At 54.5% G+C, this 17274-nt stretch carries 15 protein-coding genes and 3 pseudogenes; 4 read left to right on the top strand and 14 right to left on the bottom strand.

The annotated features are described in order from the left end of the window. Window positions 1-52: 52 nt before the first annotated feature. Together iscR and trmJ are read right to left on the bottom strand one after the other, a co-directional pair. Window positions 53-547, bottom strand: coding sequence for a Fe-S cluster assembly transcriptional regulator IscR (gene iscR / locus ACMZI0_RS11330; protein WP_415673042.1), 495 nt, complete (start codon window positions 545-547; stop codon window positions 53-55). 153 nt (window positions 548-700) lie between these two features. Continuing rightward, window positions 701-1450 carry a tRNA (cytosine(32)/uridine(32)-2'-O)-methyltransferase TrmJ gene (gene trmJ / locus ACMZI0_RS11325; protein ID WP_415673041.1) on the bottom strand — a complete coding sequence of 250 codons (750 nt, stop codon included), beginning with the start codon at window positions 1448-1450 and terminating at the stop codon, window positions 701-703. A 134-nt stretch (window positions 1451-1584) separates the two neighbouring features. Here trmJ and suhB point away from each other — a divergent pair, with 134 nt between their 5' ends. From suhB to ACMZI0_RS11305, 4 genes and pseudogenes are all read left to right on the top strand, one after another. Continuing rightward, window positions 1585-2388: an inositol-1-monophosphatase gene (suhB, locus tag ACMZI0_RS11320; protein ID WP_415673040.1), complete on the top strand. Its 804-nt coding sequence runs from the start codon at window positions 1585-1587 to the stop codon at window positions 2386-2388. Window positions 2389-2571: 183 nt separating this feature from the next. Further along, window positions 2572-3696 (top strand): ABC transporter substrate-binding protein, encoded by a 1125-nt coding sequence (locus tag ACMZI0_RS11315; protein WP_415673039.1) that lies wholly within the window; start codon window positions 2572-2574, stop codon window positions 3694-3696. Window positions 3697-3699: 3 nt separating this feature from the next. Continuing rightward, window positions 3700-4776: pseudogene (locus tag ACMZI0_RS11310) on the top strand (FecCD family ABC transporter permease). Between the two features lie 8 nt (window positions 4777-4784). Further along, window positions 4785-5579, top strand: coding sequence for an ABC transporter ATP-binding protein (locus tag ACMZI0_RS11305; protein WP_415673115.1), 795 nt, complete (start codon window positions 4785-4787; stop codon window positions 5577-5579). A 58-nt stretch (window positions 5580-5637) separates the two neighbouring features. Here the strand turns inward: ACMZI0_RS11305 and ACMZI0_RS11300 are convergent, their stop codons facing one another. The 12 genes and pseudogenes from ACMZI0_RS11300 to glyA form a co-directional block, all read right to left on the bottom strand. Next, complete coding sequence (locus ACMZI0_RS11300; RefSeq protein WP_415673038.1) at window positions 5638-6606, bottom strand: ABC transporter substrate-binding protein; 969 nt, start codon at window positions 6604-6606, stop codon at window positions 5638-5640. Window positions 6607-6736: 130 nt separating this feature from the next. Continuing rightward, a pseudogene (locus tag ACMZI0_RS11295) lies at window positions 6737-7795 on the bottom strand (nickel/cobalt transporter). Further along, window positions 7786-8402: pseudogene (locus ACMZI0_RS11290) on the bottom strand (DUF1007 family protein). The pseudogenes ACMZI0_RS11295 and ACMZI0_RS11290 overlap by 10 nt, the downstream one beginning before the upstream one ends. A 139-nt stretch (window positions 8403-8541) precedes the next feature. Continuing rightward, window positions 8542-9690 carry a 3-phenylpropionate MFS transporter gene (locus tag ACMZI0_RS11285; RefSeq protein WP_415673037.1) on the bottom strand — a complete coding sequence of 383 codons (1149 nt, stop codon included), beginning with the start codon at window positions 9688-9690 and terminating at the stop codon, window positions 8542-8544. Between the two features lie 243 nt (window positions 9691-9933). Beyond that, on the bottom strand, window positions 9934-10707 hold the full coding sequence (locus tag ACMZI0_RS11280; RefSeq protein WP_415673036.1) for an alpha/beta hydrolase: 774 nt from the start codon (window positions 10705-10707) through the stop codon (window positions 9934-9936). Continuing rightward, window positions 10683-10985: a hypothetical protein gene (locus ACMZI0_RS11275; RefSeq protein WP_415673035.1), complete on the bottom strand. Its 303-nt coding sequence runs from the start codon at window positions 10983-10985 to the stop codon at window positions 10683-10685. Before ACMZI0_RS11275 ends, ACMZI0_RS11280 begins: the two co-directional genes overlap by 25 nt. Beyond that, the gene (locus ACMZI0_RS11270; RefSeq protein WP_415673034.1) at window positions 10982-11764 is read right to left on the bottom strand and encodes a hypothetical protein; all 783 of its coding nucleotides are present in this window, start codon (window positions 11762-11764) and stop codon (window positions 10982-10984) included. The genes ACMZI0_RS11275 and ACMZI0_RS11270 overlap by 4 nt, the downstream gene beginning before the upstream one ends. Before the next feature lie 144 nt (window positions 11765-11908). Further along, a complete protein-coding gene (locus ACMZI0_RS11265) occupies window positions 11909-12169 on the bottom strand; it encodes a tetratricopeptide repeat protein (protein ID WP_415673033.1) in 261 nt (86 codons plus the stop codon). 63 nt (window positions 12170-12232) lie between these two features. After that, window positions 12233-12514 carry a hypothetical protein gene (locus ACMZI0_RS11260; protein WP_415673032.1) on the bottom strand — a complete coding sequence of 94 codons (282 nt, stop codon included), beginning with the start codon at window positions 12512-12514 and terminating at the stop codon, window positions 12233-12235. A 134-nt stretch (window positions 12515-12648) separates the two neighbouring features. Then, window positions 12649-13425 (bottom strand): autotransporter outer membrane beta-barrel domain-containing protein, encoded by a 777-nt coding sequence (locus tag ACMZI0_RS11255; RefSeq protein WP_415673031.1) that lies wholly within the window; start codon window positions 13423-13425, stop codon window positions 12649-12651. Continuing rightward, window positions 13338-15455 carry a beta strand repeat-containing protein gene (locus tag ACMZI0_RS11250; protein ID WP_415673030.1) on the bottom strand — a complete coding sequence of 706 codons (2118 nt, stop codon included), beginning with the start codon at window positions 15453-15455 and terminating at the stop codon, window positions 13338-13340. The genes ACMZI0_RS11255 and ACMZI0_RS11250 overlap by 88 nt, the downstream gene beginning before the upstream one ends. 312 nt (window positions 15456-15767) lie before the next feature. Beyond that, complete coding sequence (gene glyA / locus ACMZI0_RS11245; RefSeq protein ID WP_415673029.1) at window positions 15768-17021, bottom strand: serine hydroxymethyltransferase; 1254 nt, start codon at window positions 17019-17021, stop codon at window positions 15768-15770. Window positions 17022-17274: the final 253 nt, after the last annotated feature.

Here is a 17274-nt window from a genome sequence, read left to right as displayed (position 1 = left end):
GTACAATGCGTACAATGCGTTTTGTTTTTATTATTCCTGCGAGGATGAACTGTCAGGCGCGCAGATTAACATTAATAGTTTCTTGAATACGTCCGTTAGCGGTGCGACGAATGTCGGCATCCTGACGATCCGCTATATCCAGCACTTCCTGGTTATTCACCAGTTCGTCCAACGTGATATTGTTCAAGAAATCGGTGATACGGTCGCTGAGATCGCGCCACAGTGTGTGCGTCAGGCAACAATCGCCGCCCTGACAGCCTTCACGCCCCTGGCAACGGGTCGCATCGACGGATTCGTCTACGGCAGAAATCACGGCACCGACGGCGATTTCATTGGCGTTTTTGCCCAGCAGGTAGCCACCGCCCGGCCCACGGACGCTGGAAACCAGTCCGTTTTTGCGCAAGCGAGAGAACAGTTGTTCCAGATACGACAGTGATATTCCCTGCCGTTCGGAAATATCAGCCAAAGGAACCGGCCCTTCTTTGGAGTGCAGCGCCACATCAAGCATGGCGGTAACGGCATAACGGCCTTTTGATGTCAGTCTCATATATAGTGGTACCTGTATAGATAAAACAGCTTATTATCGAACACGGTTATTATAAACATGCACTGAGAATGCATGTACTTGCATAGCACCCTTTGAGTCTGACATTCCCGAGTGTTTTAGTCAACTATTTAACCGAGTGATTCACTCAGGTATTTATTCTACGCCGTTCTCTTCCTTGCTGTCATGCCGGTTTTTCTGCACTGAGCTTAAAATGCCGCGCAGAATGGCCAACTCCTGCTCTTCCGGGCGCGCACGGGTAAATAAGCGGCGCAGCTTGTGCATCACCTGACCTTGATGTGCCTTGCGAATAAAACCGGTGTAGTGCAGCGTTTCTTCCAGATGGGTATAGAAGCGTTCCAGGTCATCAACCAGCGGGTAAGGTTCTTCCGAGACCTCCGGTGCGGTCTGCGCCAGCAAGTCGAGATGTGCGACACGAATTTCGTAGGCGATCAACTGTACCGCCATCGCCAGATTTAACGAGCTGTACTCTGGGTTGGCGGAAATACACACGTGGTAATGGCATTTTTGCAGTTCGTCGTTGGTCAAACCTACGCGTTCGCGGCCAAACACCAGCGCCACTGGCGCGTGCTGCGCTTCACGCGCACTGCGTACGCCGCACTCGCGCGGTTCCAGCATAGGCCAGGCCAGAGAACGTGAACGCGCACTGGTGCCGACCACCAGACTGCACCCGGCCAGCGCCTCATCCAGCGTGTTCACCAACGTGGCATTGCCGATAATATCGCTGGCACCCGCGGCCAGTGCGATCGCCTGTGAATCCGGCTTGATCAGCGGATTCACCAGATAGAGGTTTTTTAACCCCATGGTCTTCATCGCCCTGGCGGTGGACCCCATGTTGCCCGTGTGCGAGATTTCCACCAGAACGATGCGAATATTCTCTAACATGTTGACTCAGCAGTAATAAAGAAGAAAAAAGAGTGAAAAACAGGAGTTAGTGTATCACAGACTTCGCTATTTTCTCTTTCCCCTGCTATACTGCACCTCGCTTTCTGTTCTTTAACATCCTAGTGGACGATACCATGCATCCGATGCTTAACATCGCTGTGCGCGCTGCGCGCAAGGGCGGTAATTTAATTGCCAAGAATTATGAAACCCCTGACGCCGTTGAAGCGAGCCAAAAAGGCAGCAACGATTTTGTCACCAACGTTGACCGCGACGCCGAACGCCTGATTATTGAGGTGATTCGCAAATCTTATCCCCAGCACACCATCATTGGTGAAGAGTGCGGCGAATTAGTCGGTGAAGACGGCACAGTGCAATGGATTATCGATCCGCTGGATGGCACCACCAACTTCGTTAAACGTCTCCCCCATTTTGCTGTTTCCATTGCTGTGCGCATCAAAGGCCGCACCGAAGTGGCTGTGGTTTACGATCCGATGCGCAATGAGCTGTTTACCGCAACGCGCGGTCAGGGCGCTCAGTTGAACGGCTATCGTCTGCGCAGCGGCAACGCCCGCGATCTGGAAGGCACCATTCTGGCCACTGGCTTCCCGTTCAAGCAGAAACAGCATGCCACCTCTTACATCAATATGGTGTCAGCCCTGTTTACCACCTGCGCTGACTTCCGTCGTATCGGTTCTGCCGCGCTGGATCTAGCCTATGTGGCCGCGGGTCGCGTAGACGGTTTCTTCGAGATTGGCCTGAAGCCCTGGGATTTCGCCGGTGGCGAACTGATGGTGCGTGAAGCGGGCGGTATCGTGACTGACTTCGTGGGCGGCCACAATTATCTCGCTTCTGGCAACCTGGTTGCAGGTAACCCGCGCATGGTGAAGTCCATTCTGGCAACTATCCGTGAACAACTTAGCGAAGCCCTGAAACGCTAAGGCTGTCCATTGTCCCGTTCGCCGTCGGTGGGAGGGACAACATCAGATATTTTTCCTTACATTGCGATCCTGTTAACTTTTGGCGTATGGTAATACGATAATGATTATCAAATGCATTACATCTGTCTGATTTGTATTAGGAAAGGCTTAATTCATCAGGACAGATGGTAACGGGACGACACCATGTTTAAAAAATCCATCAACTCTCTGTTCTTCACCGCGCTTCTTGCCACACCGCTTTTCAGCCACGCCACACAGTATCCATTAACCCTCACCGATATGGCGGGCAATACCGTCACCCTGCAACAAGAACCGAAGCATCTGGTGCTACAGGACGGACGTGACATTATGGCGCTGGCGCTGCTGGATCGTGACGATCCGTTCCAGCGTTTGGTGGCCTGGAACAAGCTGCCGAAAAAGCAGGATACCGCCACCTGGAATCTGTTGAAGGGTAAATGGCCGGAAGCGGAAAACATTCTTGATATGGGCTTTGGTGACAAAGGCGATATCGAGCTGGAAAGCGTGCTGGTCAAAAAACCGGATTTGATGGTGGCGCAACTGCGTGCCCAGGCGTCACTCGAAGGTAATGGCGTCGTCAACAAGCTAAACGAACCGTACATTCCGTTGCTGTTTGTCGATTACGAAATCGATCCGGCCAAGAACACCGCTGACAGCATCGACCTGCTTGGCAAGGTGCTCAACCGTGAAGAGAACGCCAAAGCCTACACCGACTTCTATCGTCAACACGCCGCAGACATCCAGCAAAAGAGCGCAGCGATTACGCCCAAACCGCGCGTCTTTATCGAACCTATTGCAGGAAACAGCGATGCCTGCTGTTTCAGCCATAAAGATAATGGCTGGGGTGGTTTGCTGAGAGCCGTTGGGGTGACCAATATCGCCGCCGATCTGCTGCCGGGTGCCACCGGTTTTATCTCGCTGGAAAAAGTCATTGCAGAAAAACCGGATGCCTACATCATGACCGGCTCCAAACGCGGCAACAGCGCCAACAAAATTCTGTCGTTCGGCTACAACGCCACGGCCGAGGATATCCAGGCGAAAGCCGATGTGCTGCTGAGCCGCCCAGGTATCGATCAAGTCCCCGCTATCAAAGCAGGTCAGGTTTACGGGGTGTATCACCACTTCTATAACCATCCGTACAACATTGTCGGCATGGAATATCTGGCGAAAATTGCCTACCCGCAAGCGCTGGCAGCATTAAACCCGGACCAGACCTACCACGATATCGTACGTCGCTTCACCAAGCTTCCGGACACGCCGTTTATTTTCAGTCAAAAATTGGCCAAGTAGTCGATGAATACCACCACTGACATCAGCCGCCAGAAGGCGGCTGAATCGGATATCCTCCGCCATTATCAAGATATTCTGCGCCACCGGTTGCTGATCATGCTGCTGCTGGTTGCCGCCATCGTTGCGTCTCTGCTGCTGGACTTCACCATGGGGCCGTCTAGGCTTTCGCTCGATGTGCTGTGGCAAACCCTGACGAACCCGGCGCAGGCCGATGCAGGTACCCGCGTTATTGTGTGGGATATTCGCCTGCCCTATGCGCTGATGGCGCTGATCTTCGGGCTGGCCTTAGGGTTGGCGGGTGCGGAGATGCAGACCATCCTGAATAACCCGTTAGCCAGCCCGTTTACTCTGGGCGTCTCCTCGGCCGCCGCATTCGGCGCTGCTCTGGCGATTGTGCTGGGGATTGGTATTCCCGGCATTTCGGCCCAGTGGTTTATCTCCGCCAATGCATTTTTATTTGCGCTGATGGCAGCACTGTTGCTCGATGGTATTACCCGCTGGACCAACGTTGCAACGTCCGGCGTGGTACTGTTTGGCATCGCGCTGGTATTCACCTTCAATGCGCTGGTATCAATGCTGCAATTCATTGCCAATGAAGATACCTTGCAGGGGCTGGTGTTCTGGACCATGGGCAGCCTGGCGCGCGCCTCGTGGGAAAAGCTGGGTGTGCTGGTGCTGGCACTGATTCGTCATGATGCCACTGTCGTTTATGAGTTCATGGAAGCTGACTGCTTTGCGTCTTGGCGAAGATCGTGCCACCAGTTTTGGCATCAACGTGCGCCGTCTACGTCTGGCGACGCTACTGCGCATCAGTATTCTCTCGGCGCTGTCAGTGGCCTTTGTCGGTCCGATCGGTTTTATCGGTTTAGTGGCTCCCCACATTGCCCACATGGTGTTCGGTGAAGATCATCGCTTCTATCTGCCCACCAGCGCGCTGATTGGTGCGCTGGTGTTATCGCTGGCGTCGGTAGCGTTAAAAACCTGATCCCCGGCGTGATGATTCCTGTTGGGATCGTGACATCGCCGGTTGGGGAGCCCTTCTTCCTGAGCATTATCCTGCGCCACCGGGGGAATGTATGAACCAAACGATGTCTCACGCCGGTTTGCGGATATCCCGTTTCGAAGCAGGTTACCCAAAACGACAAATTATCCAGAATCTCAACGTACCGCTGCTTCCGCGCGGTAAAATTACGGTACTGCTTGGCCCGAACGGCAGTGGTAAATCGACACTGCTACGCGCGCTGGCCGGGCTTGGCAATGCCAAAGGTGAATTGCATCTGGATGGCACTGAACTGATGCAATTGCCGTTCGCCAAGCGAGCGGAACAGGTAGTTTATCTGCCGCAATCGTTGCCCGCGGGTGTGCATTTGCATGTGCTGGAATCGATCATCGTGGCGCAGCGTGCTTCGGGCGGTTTGAACTCGCGCGAGAAAGAGAATAATGAGGTGCTCATGCTGCTGCGCCAGCTCGGCATTGAACATCTGGCGACGAGCTATCTGGATCAGCTCTCCGGCGGCCAAAAGCAACTGGTGGGGCTGGCGCAATCGCTGATTCGCCAACCTTCCCTGCTGCTACTGGATGAACCCTTAAGCGCCTTGGATCTGAACTATCAGTTTCACGTGATGGATTTGGTGCGTAAAGAGACGCGCAAGCGCAATATCGTCACGCTGGTGGTAGTGCACGATATCAATATTGCACTGCGCCACGGCGACCATGTACTGATGCTGAAAAACGGTGAACTGATTGCCGATGGTGCCCCCGCCGAGGTAATCAGCGCTGATAGCCTGGCGCAGGTGTATGGTGTGCGCGGGCGCATAGAGCGCTGTTCTCAAGGCATACCGCAGGTGATGATCGATGGATTGGTGTCTGAGCCGACGATGTGATCGCTGATGCGTTGAACTGTCATAAAGCCCGCATTTATGCGGGCTTTTTCATGCGTAGTTATTTCTGCTGCGGCGGCAATGTTACCCAATATCCCGGTTGATACGGCAGCGGCAAGGTTTTGAAGGCCGAACGCTGCATCAGCGCAGTCAGACGTTTGGTGGCTTCCGCCGTGTCCGCCCCTGGACCGACGCCAACCCACTTGTTCGCCGTGTTATAGTTCTTCCAGTTTGCGCCAGTCACAATCACCACATCCGGACGCGCACTGATGATAAATTCCGGATTTAAGATGCCAAAGGTGCCGGGGATCGCCGTTTTGGCAATATTGCTCCCACCGGCGACTTCCACCATCTTGCCAAAGTTTTCGTTACCAAAGGACATGCAGCATTCGTCATCATAGCCGCCAGCGCGATCGATCATGGCTGTGGGACGCGGCCCCTGATAGTGCTTCAAGCGTTCTTCCACCACGGCAATCTGGTCACGGCGGAACTGAATGATCTCCTGCACACGCTGCGATTTATTCAGCAGTTGCCCCATGATGTGAATACTCTTTTCCGCATTCTCAAACGGCTTCTCACGGAAATCGATAAACACCACCGGAATACCCAACTGCTCAAGCTTTTCAATCAGTTTGCCTTCATCGGTCGCCGCTTTCGATTCCAGGTTCATCAGCACCAAATCGGGTTTAAGCGTTAACGCCTGCTCAACGTTAAAGGTACCGTCTTTAGCGCCACCAAACGTCGGCAGCGATGTGATACTCGGAAACTGTTTTTCATAGGCCATATAGCCATCAAAATCCGCTTTTGGCAGATCGTCGCGCCAGCCTACCACGCGTTTAAACGGTACATCGGTATCAAAGGCCGCCAGCAGGTAAATCTGTCGCCCTTCGCCCAAAATAATGCGTTTGGTTTCGCCAGCAATTTCAACCTTGCGACCACTGACATCTTCGATAACGATTGGAGCGGCATATGACAGGCAGGTTATACTCCATAGCGCGATGGCCGCTATCCAATGCAATGTTTTCTTCATTTTTATCCCTGATTTTATACGGATAATGAGTCTCATTATCCGTATAAAATGATATGCTGCGCGCCAGAGAAGACGCAATGGCTTTTTGACGCCAGCTAACGGTCAGGGAGAAAAAACAGAATCAGGCACGTCAGGAAAACGGGCGGATGCCACCCGTAATCGCAGGTTGTGCCGTTAAGTAAAGCAGAACTCCGGCGCCGAACAGCACCATACCGCCCGTCAGAGACAGTGTGCTCCAGGCCGCCTGTTGCCACAGCGCAGGTGCACGCGAGCGCCCCATGCGTTCAATCACTCGACGGCAAAAGAACACCAACAGCGCCAACACGGAGAGGGTAATGGCCGTGCCCAGCGCCATGGCGAGCGCGGAAGCAACGCCCCAGGCAAACACGCCGATGACTTTGGAGAACAAGAGCACCAGGATGGCCCCTGAGCAGGGACGCAACCCCATGGCACACACAATCGCCAATCGGGTGCGCCAGTCATCACCGCGTTGCAATTCCGCCTGCGAAGGGAGATGGCGATGACCACAACCGCATACGTCATCATCAGTCACCGCAGATGAAGGCGCTAAAGGTCGCACACGCGAACCCGGGGTTAATACACTCACGCGTTGAATTTTTGGCATACTCACATGTCGCGCATGGGTACACGCGCCCCACAGACGCCTCAGGGCACGCACGCTGAGCCACAATCCCAGCAGCGCCACCAGCATAAAACTGGCCTTTTCCATCCAGAAACTGCTGGCGTGCAGTGCCCGGCTGGAGAGTTGCAGAACCCCCAACGTCACGCTCACCAACACAATCGCCATGATGCCTTGCAGCAACGATGACGCCAACGTCAGTTTCAGACTGTTTTTAAGCTGTGCCGGATGCGTGGCAAGATAGGTGGTAATCACGACTTTGCCGTGCCCCGGCCCCACTGCGTGCAAGATGCCGTATACCAGACTGAACGCCAGCAGGCTCAACCCCGCCTGATGCGGCTGCTTATCCACCGCCTCGAGCAGCGCTGACATCCGCTGATGCATCACCTTCTGCTAGGCAACGCTTTGCAGCAGAATATCCGGCCAGTAGCGCAGCGCCACGTGAGTGCCCACCGCCAGCAGCAGTAAAAAAACCGCTAACGGCCACAGGCCAAGGCAAATTCTCAATGTGCGCTTGCGTTTCAGTTTTTCAAACACAGTCAATGGCATTCCAGCGTAATACGTTGTGCAAACTGTTTCCCCAGCGCCAGATCCTCATCGGGGCATCGGCTTTATCCAGCGACAGCGCATAAGAGCGTAAATCAGCACTAGGTTTCGGGGTAAACAACGATATTTTACAGTGTTCCGCCAGCGCAGGCGCAAGGCGGACAGCGTTTTTGTCCTGATAGGACATATCGACAAAATAGGTCGGGTCATAGGTAGAAATCTGTAGCGGCGCGCCTTTCAAGGCCTGCGGATGCGCCAGCGGCAACACAAACTCCAGCACCGCTTTGTTACCCTGCCGCGACAGGTGATATTCTGTCGGCATCGATTGAAACTTCACCGCTGCGTTATCCCGATAGATCTCGGTAAAATAGTGTTGCCCCGACACGTTCGCCATCACTTCTGCCGCCAGCTTTTTCCAGATTTCAGAGTCACTTTTCGCATTACCGGCATCGTAGAGCAGGTCTGCCGAGGTAATCGGATCCATCGTCCAGTGCATACGTAACCCGGTGATGGTGTCGTTCTCCCCTTCCACCGTGATCTGAATATCGATAAAACTATGGGGATGCGCCCATGCCGAAGGTATAGCGAGTGCGAGCAGTGAGAACAGCATGCCCCAACGCCACCCTAACCGAGTGCAACAACCACCGAAAGTGTTATAAAGTAACATAATGTATCGTCTCTTGACGCAGGTGATGACACCCGGATTTCCCGAGTGTCATCCTAATTCCGAAATGGATGTGATACCCGCTTTACGGGTGCTGAGCGGGCGCAGCGGGTCGCAAAAACAGCGCGGGAATCGCCAGCACTGCCATCACCCAAAACGTACCGTGCTGGAGATGCTCAAACAAAAAGCCCGATACCACCGTCATCACCGCAATGCTGCCGCCCATCGCCAGTGCCGAATAGACGGCCTGCAAACGCAGCACATCCCCACCACGACGCGAAGAGATAAAGCGCATCGCGGCCAGATGGCACAGGGTAAAGGTACCGCAGTGCAATATCTGTATCACAATCAGCCAGGGCAGCGCTACGGTGGCTCCCATCAGGCTCCAGCGTACAATGCCTGACAGCGCAGACAGCAGCAACAGATCGCGAGCACTGAAGCGCTGAAACCAGCGCTTGCTGAACATAAACACCACCACCTCGGCCACCACGCCCAGTGACCAGAGATAACCAATCACGGCTGGCGAATAGCCAGCTCCTTGCCAGTAGATGACGCTAAAGCCGTAATAGGCCGCGTGCGCACCTTGCAGCAGAGCAACGCAAACCAGGAAACGCCACACGCCTGATTCACGCAATAACTGAGGCCAGGGCGTTGCTGGCGCAGCGTGTTCTCCACCCGCGCCGGCAACCGGCATCACGGAAGGTCGCAGTAGCATTCCCAACAGCATACAGAGCAGCCCAACGGTCAGTGTTGCCAGGATTGCCGTGTGTCCCCAGGCGGCCACTAACTCCCCCGTCACGGCGGATCCAATCACAAAGGCTACCGATCCCCAGACCCGCACTTTGCCATAATCCATGGCGATCTGGCGCTGCCAGGTGGCGGCCAGCCCATCGTTTAACGGCACCAGTGGCGAAAAGAACAGATTAAAGCCCACAATCACCAACAGCAGCCACACCCAGGCATTCCCCAGCCAGAAACCGAGCGCAAGGAGCAGCGACAGTAACGCCAAAAGACGTATCGCATTGATAAGATGGGCGGGGTTTTTTACACAAGGCGTGATGAAAAGGCTGCCAACGCAACGCGCGATCAGCCCGGCACCGAGCAGCAAACCGATGTTTTCAGCGGAGAGACCTTCCCCTTTCAGCCAGCCGCTCCAGAAAGGCAGGAAAATGCCATAGCAAAAAAAGTAGGTGAAATAACTGAGCGCCAGCCAGTCGGTGGATTGCAAAACCATCGTCTCTCCTTGTCAGCTGCGCAGCACATGTTGCCACTGCTCGGCTACAGACTCATCATCGCGCCCCAAAAAGGCGTCTTAGCCTAACAGGTAAGGCCGTGGCTTCCCAGAGCTGGTTCGCAAAATTCGGTCTATCAGGAGCGGAGCAGATGCCATTGTGCGGGATCTTCACAGGGTGCGCGTATCTGCAACAAGGCAGGCCAAACGGCGGACCAATCCCCCTCATGCCCCAGGTCGTGTACTTCACGCACATCGGCACCGCGCCCCACACCAGCAACAAAAAAAATGGGCAATAACGGAAGGGACAATGCGATCGGTATCGCCACTGAAATGCAGTTGCGGAACAGCGGCAATCTCGTTCGCCACATCGGCAGGATTGAGTGAATCGGGCATGAGGGCTACGCGGTGTAAGCGATTAACGGCAACATGGTCGAGATTACCCGCCACCGTGCGCAGCAGAGCAATGCCCTTACGCCGTGCAGCAATCAGCACCGCGACGCCGCCGCCAGAATACCCGGTCAATACCACGGATTGCCCCGGCAACTGGCGCAGATAGTGCGAAATGGCCGCATCCATCGACGCGACGACGTCGGGCGCAAAGCGTTTGTCCGTCCAGTATTCCGAGCGACAAGCAGATGTATGTTCGACAGGCGTAAACTGGCAGGGACGCGCCAGATAAACCACATTGGCGGCAGTATCCGCCGCTGCCAATGCCAGCCCCATCGCACGTCGCGGCATGGGATAGCGCGACGCCCGATAGCGATCGCGCCATGCGCGACCGTCGCCCTCGATATAAACGTGCAATGGACGATCGACACGCGTAATGCGCACATAGGTGGTTAAGCGAAAGGGGGCAACCCACAGCGTTTCATGGTGTAAATCACCGCGCAGAGCCAACTGTTCGGCATGATAGCGCGGATCGGAGTGGCACCCTGTCAAGCCGGTGGACAATAGCAGCAACAGCATGCTGCATGCGGCGAGAAATGCGCGACTCAACATGGCGGATGCTGCGGCCACGATGCAAGCCGCTGTGACATGGCCTGCACCACCGGCGTCCACTGCCCGTGCTGTGGTTGACGAAACAGCGTTAATGAGGGATACCAGGGAGAGTCATCACGCGCCAGCAACCAGCGCCATTCTGGCTCGTAAGGCAGCATCACCCATGCTGGCCGCCCCAGCGCGCCCGCCAGATGTACCGGAGAAGAATCCACCGAGATCAACAGATCAATGACACACAAGATAGCCGCCGTATCGTCAAAATCGGCGATTTCATCACTCAGCGACAGCAGATTCATGCCCGCAGGCGGCGTAGCAGCTTGTGATGCGGCAGCGCCTTTTTGCAGGGCGAGGCAACGCCAGGCTGTGCCAACGGCGCAAGATCGTTCAGGGTCATCGAGCGATTTTTATCATTATTGTGCTCGGGTCGCCCCGCCCAAACCAGCCCAACCAGCGGACGGGGTAAATGCGCCAGCCGACGCTGCCAGACGGCAATGCGCAGGGGATCGGCAAACAGATAAGGCACAGTGCCGGGCAAATCTGTCAATTGCAGGCCCAGTGCCATCGGCAAACTCATCAGTTCACAGTGATAATCAAATGGCCGTGGTAAACTCCCGCGCACAATAATCTCATCCCAACCATCGCAGCGACGTGCCAGTGGCAGGCATTCGTTGTTCACTTGCAATATAATGCGCGCGGCGCGGCGCTCGCGGGCAGTTTGCGCCAAGCGCAAAAACTGAAACGTGTCGCCGAAGCCCTGTTCATCGTGAATCAGCAAGCATTTTCCGGCGAGTCGCTGCCCTTCCCAGCGTGGTTTCTGCACATGTCGGCACACCTTGGCTGTATGTTCCATTTGGTAGCGAAAGCGATATTCGCGCCAGCCATGTGAGAAATTGCCCGTCACCAGCAGCAGTGATGCCAGATCGAAGCGCGCCGTCATCTCGCCGGGCCGAACCCGCACCAGCATTGCCATAATGCGCAATGCTGGCTCCATTTTTAACTGAGCACGCAGTGCCCGCGCCAACAGGTGCCATAACGTCGGTGGCCCGTTACCTTTAGCCAGCGTGTGCTTCAGCAAAGCTTCTACCTCGGCGTAGCGTCCTTGCGCAGAAAGTTCGAGTACCTGCTGATGACAGGCAGCAATCGCCAGATCGGCAAGATTGAGATAGGCTTCCGCGCAGCGCGGGGCGAGGGCTATCGCCTGCTCCGCTAACCCGACGGCCTACTCTATCTGGCCAAGTTCGCGTAACAGTGAGGATTGGTTAATGCAAGCTTGAACAAAATGAGGATCGAGCGTCAGCTCCTGCTGATAGTGATGCAATGCTTGCTGACTCTCCCCTAAACGACGCAGTGTATTTGCCATATTATTGTGTGCCTGCGGGCTGGTAGGGCGAGCAGCCAGCACGTTGCGCAGACAGGTTTCGCTAAAAGGCAGTTTGCCACTCTCTTGTGCGATGATACCCAGATTGTTCCAGGCATCCATCAGGTGCGGATCGGCGGCGACCGCCTTGCGGGCCGACTGCTCAGCCTCCGTCAGTTGCCCCTTTTAACGATACATCTCCGCCAGATTGCTGTGAAACACCGCTGGTGCTTGTGGCTGGCGGGTAGCCGCCTCCAAATAGCCAACAGCCCGATCCAGGAAACCATACGCATGAGCCATGATACCAAGCAGATGCATGGCTCCCGGCTGCTGCGGTGATACACGTAAAATGCGCAGACAGAGCAGCTCTGTCTGCGCCGCCTGACCAGCCCGCCAGTGTGCATACGCGCGCCGCATGGCCGTCTCCACGGTGAGCGGTGCCGTCACTGGGTGAGTAGGATTAAGCACAAAAAAACTCCCAGGTGCCGATGCATGAACTGAAATAATGCGCCAGAGGCATCACTGCGCCTCTGGCAAATCGGTATCAGAACTGCCAACGCAGTTGCAGATTACCGATGTGACTTTGATAATGCCGGGCCACTTCACCGGTATATTTTATCGTGACGCTGAGATCGCGAGAGCCAACAAGGGTAAACCCCCGCCGAGAACACCCCGGTATCCACGACAGGCTTTGAGCCACGCGCCACAAATGAACTCGCCCCGGTGCTGTCAGCAGAGAAACTGGCCACCGACTGCAAGGCATCGTCATGGTATTCATGACGCCATCCGCCCTGGATAAACGGCTGGATTTCGCCGTCTGACATCTTGAAGCGGTGATCCAGTTTTAACGCCAGATCGCTTTTGAGCGAGGTGACCGTTGTATCGTCGACCCGTAATCCCGCACCGTTGCCGCCAGATTCGGTGTAGCCATCCTGACCCAGTTTGCTGTAGGTCAAGGCAGCGATCGGTGTCAACCGAGTCCACATCGAGAGCGGATACCCGACCAGACCGGAGGCAATGAACTGGTTCCCTTTGAAGCTGGCAGCCGTATTGCCGTTAAACCCGGTGAAATCAATCTGACGTTTGGTGCCGTAATGGTGGAAAATGCCCCCTGTAGTAAGGTTTACGTACCAAGGGTTACCCTCATAGTTGACATAGCCGAACAGGCCGTAAGATTTGACGTGGGCCGAGCTGCCCAGATTATCGCCGCTGCTGTTCACCATGGTGGTGGTATAGCTACCTAATCCCCCCAGGCGCCAGTTGTCATTGACCTCGCCATCGCCCCCTAACATCACGCCAACGAAATGTCCGTCGTAACCGGCGATATCCCCTTGCTGACCTCGGTTAACCTTTCCACCAAAGCCCTGACCCCAGGCCACCGGACCGTCGTCATTTTCACCGGTAGAAATACCACTGCCCGCCCCTGCCAGACGAATGGCCTCGCCGCGCTGCGCTGCGCTAACACATCCAGCACCGACATGGCCGGCAGTGCTGCCGCCTGAGCCGATGCAGAAGCGATGGCCGCCGGACTCAGTTGCGCGCCTGCGCGGTTAGCCTCTGCCGTATTGCCAACAGCGGCACCGGCATTAAACAGATTGAGCAATGACGATTCCGTACCACCATAATTAAACAAGCCATTCAAGGAAGAGACAGCGTTTGACGTTGTGGCATAACTGATCGGTTTGTAATCTCCATTGCAGTCTCCCAGCGTCACCACCAGATCACTGGTGCTGCCGTGCGTTACCGTGCTACCGGTCAGCAGGCCAGTATAATTTTCAGCCCAGTAATCCAGTTTATCTGCGTTGTAGTCTGTGCCGTCGCTGTTTGCACGAATCACCACATAACGCTGCCCTTGTGCGAACGCATATTGGCCGTTACCCACCAGCCCCACGTTAGATCCGCTGGTAATATTGGCACTGCCAGACACCACCAATCGGCCATATCCGTTATAGGAGTTGATATCGCCGTTGGTGGCGAGGTAGTTATTCACGCCAAACAGCAGACCAGCCCCACCACCTTGTTGATAGTCGCCATCGATCGTGAGCACATTGTTGATCAGGAGTTGGGCGGAACCATTCACCAATTGTCCTTCACCCAGAATGACGTTGTCATTGAGCACCGTGTTACCCGTGACAAAGGTCAGGTCGCCGGCCGCGATGGAAATGGTGCCGATGCTGCCTTTGTCATACCCGGTCAAGGTACCGATGTCCTCACCTTCACTGCCAAAGAAGGTCAGGCCGCTGGTGGAGTAAATGTTTCCGGCAATTACGCCGTCGTTATAAATCGACCCCACGCTCCCCCCATCAATGGATAGAGAGGCGGACTCACCGCCGATAATGCCTTCATTATTGATAGCGCCGAGCGTTCCGCCATTGTAAACCCCCATGGCGATGTTGGTGTCAATGGAACCAGAATTAAAGAACGTCCCGACATAGGAGCCGCCTTCAACCACCAGGCCGTCATCTGCGTCAATCAGTCCGCTGTTGTTAATGGAGGCAATCGTGCTGACGGCATTTTCTGGGTTGCCAAACGCACCTATCCCCAGATTGGCGCTCAACGTGCCCGAGTTAAAGAAGGTACCGACATACGCACCACCTGCCACAATCAGCCCATCGCTGGCATCGATAATACCTTTGTTGGAAATTGAGCCGATCGAACTCACTTCCTCAACGTTGTCGCCAAATACGCCAATACCCAACTCAGCGCTGATCGTGCCGCCGTTGATTAACGACTCCACGCCGGCGTCATTTTCCAGAACGATCCCCGCATCACCGGTAATCAAACCGGTGTTATCGATGGAATAGATACTGGAACTGTTGAGCAGGATGGCAACATCTTCATCACCGGAAGCGATCACGCCGGAATTGACCAGCGTATACAGCATGGCATCATTTTCCGGTACGACGCCCTGGTTACCGCTTATCTCGCCCGAGTTTTCGAATGTGCACAGGTTGCTGGCATTCACCATAAAGGCAGCATCTTCATCACCGTTGATGTATCCCGCGTTGTTAAAATCCCCCAGGAAGCTGCCGTTTTCGAAATAGACCCCTTTATGCCCGGTAATGGTGCCGGTGTTAAACAACGAATCAATGTTGCCGGCATTACTCCACACACCAATATTGTCATTCGCGGAAAGCAAACCGGAGTTAGTCATGCTGCCGATAGATCCGGTGTTGTAAATTCCGCTGTCCCCCGTGATGACGCCAGCATTGCTGAGTGGGCCAATGGTCGACGTATTGGTAATGCCAAAATCGGTTCCGGTAATCACCCCGGTATTGGTGATGCTCAGGCCGCCTGAGCTGGTGGATACATCGATCGATGCAGCGGATGATGGGTAAGTAGAAAGAACGCCTAGCACGGCACTTACTGTCACCACCAATGGTTTGACCTTGAATGACGAAGACCTCATCCGGCACTTCTCCCAAATAAATAAATCATTGATATTTCATAATTACTCTGATATTAATATCAAATTAATTAATAACTATTAATAAACATAATTTATTGTTATCAATTAAAAGAAGACCTCCTGGAAACAACACCTTTGCTATAAGAACTGTCTCAAAGGGTAGACGGGGCGCAGGAGAAAACTTTCATATTCTGATTCTGGCTTTGGGGGTATCAGAGTGGGTATATCAGGGGGTTACGCATATATGATGGGGACGTACGGTAAAAAAAACGCCAGCCCGAAGGCTGGCGTTAACAGAAACGTGACTGGCGATTAGGCATAAACCGGGAAGCGCTCGCAGATAGCGAGTACTTTTTGTTTCACACGCTCAATGGTCGCTTCATCGTTGATGTTGTCCAACACATCGCAGATCCAGCCCGCCAGCTCACGCACTTCCGCTTCTTTGAAGCCACGGCGCGTAGCCGCTGGAGTACCGATACGGATACCGGAGGTAACGAATGGGCTCTTCGGATCGTTCGGCACGCTGTTTTTGTTGACGGTGATATTCGCGCGACCTAAAGCGGCATCTGCCTCTTTACCGGTCAGGTTCTTGCTCACCAGATCGAGCAGGAACAGGTGGTTGCTGGTACCGCCTGAGACTACGTTGAAACCGCGTGTCAGGAAGACGTCAACCATCGCTTTGACATTCTTCGCCACTTGTTGCTGGTAAACTTTGAACTCAGGCTCCATCGCTTCTTTGAGCGCCACCGCTTTACCGGCGATAACGTGCATCAACGGGCCACCCTGGCCGCCAGGGAACACGGCAGAGTTCAGTTTCTTGTACAGCTCTTCGTCACCGCCCTTGGCCAGAATCAGGCCGCCGCGCGGACCCGCCAGCGTTTTATGGGTAGTGGTGGTGACGATGTGCGCATGAGGAACCGGGTTAGGATAAACATCCGCCGCGACCAGACCCGCAACGTGCGCCATATCCACAAACAGATAAGCGCCGATGCTGTCAGCGATTTCATGCATTTTCGCCCAGTCCACCACGCCTGAGTAGGCAGAGAAACCGCCCACAATCATTTTCGGCTTGTGGGTTTGCGCCAGTTCAGCCATCTCTTCGTAATCGATTTTACCGCTTTCATCGATACCGTAAGGGATCACCTTGTACAGCTTGCCAGACAGGTTAACCGGCGAGCCATGAGTCAGGTGGCCGCCATGAGCCAAGTTCATCCCCAGAATGGTGTCACCCGGTTGCAGCAGCGCGGTGTACACGGCAAAGTTGGCCTGAGAACCGGAGTGCGGTTGCACGTTAGCGTAATCGGCACCGAACAGCGCTTTAGCGCGGTCAATCGCCAGCTGTTCTACGATATCAACGTATTCACAGCCGCCGTAGTAACGTTTGCCGGGGTATCCTTCCGCATATTTGTTGGTTAACTGAGACCCTTGAGCCTGCATAACACGGGGGCTGGTGTAGTTTTCTGACGCAATCAGTTCAATATGTTCTTCCTGACGCACCACTTCTTGCTGCATTGCGTGCCACAGTTCGGCATCGTAATCGGCAATGTTCATTTCACGCTTTAACATCCGCATCTCCTAACTCAGCTAACTATATGTTCAGTTAAACCACTTATGAACAGCTAAACGACATGGCGTACAGTAAAACTGCATAAACGGTAAAAATTCCCCAGACGGGTAATGGCCTACAATGTAAACTGTTTATCCCCTTGCATGATAGGGCTTGACAGAGGTTTTTACACAAACGATTAGCTTCAGGCAGCGCAAGGCTTTGCAGCCTAATGACTTAGTGCGCTGGCAAGGGAGTTTTCTTCATCTGCAT

It is taken from the genome of Symbiopectobacterium sp., from assembly GCF_047692315.1.
Taxonomy (GTDB): domain Bacteria; phylum Pseudomonadota; class Gammaproteobacteria; order Enterobacterales; family Enterobacteriaceae; genus Symbiopectobacterium.
The sequence above is the reverse complement of the archived record's forward strand: the minus strand, read 5'-3'. Positions and strand labels throughout refer to the sequence as shown.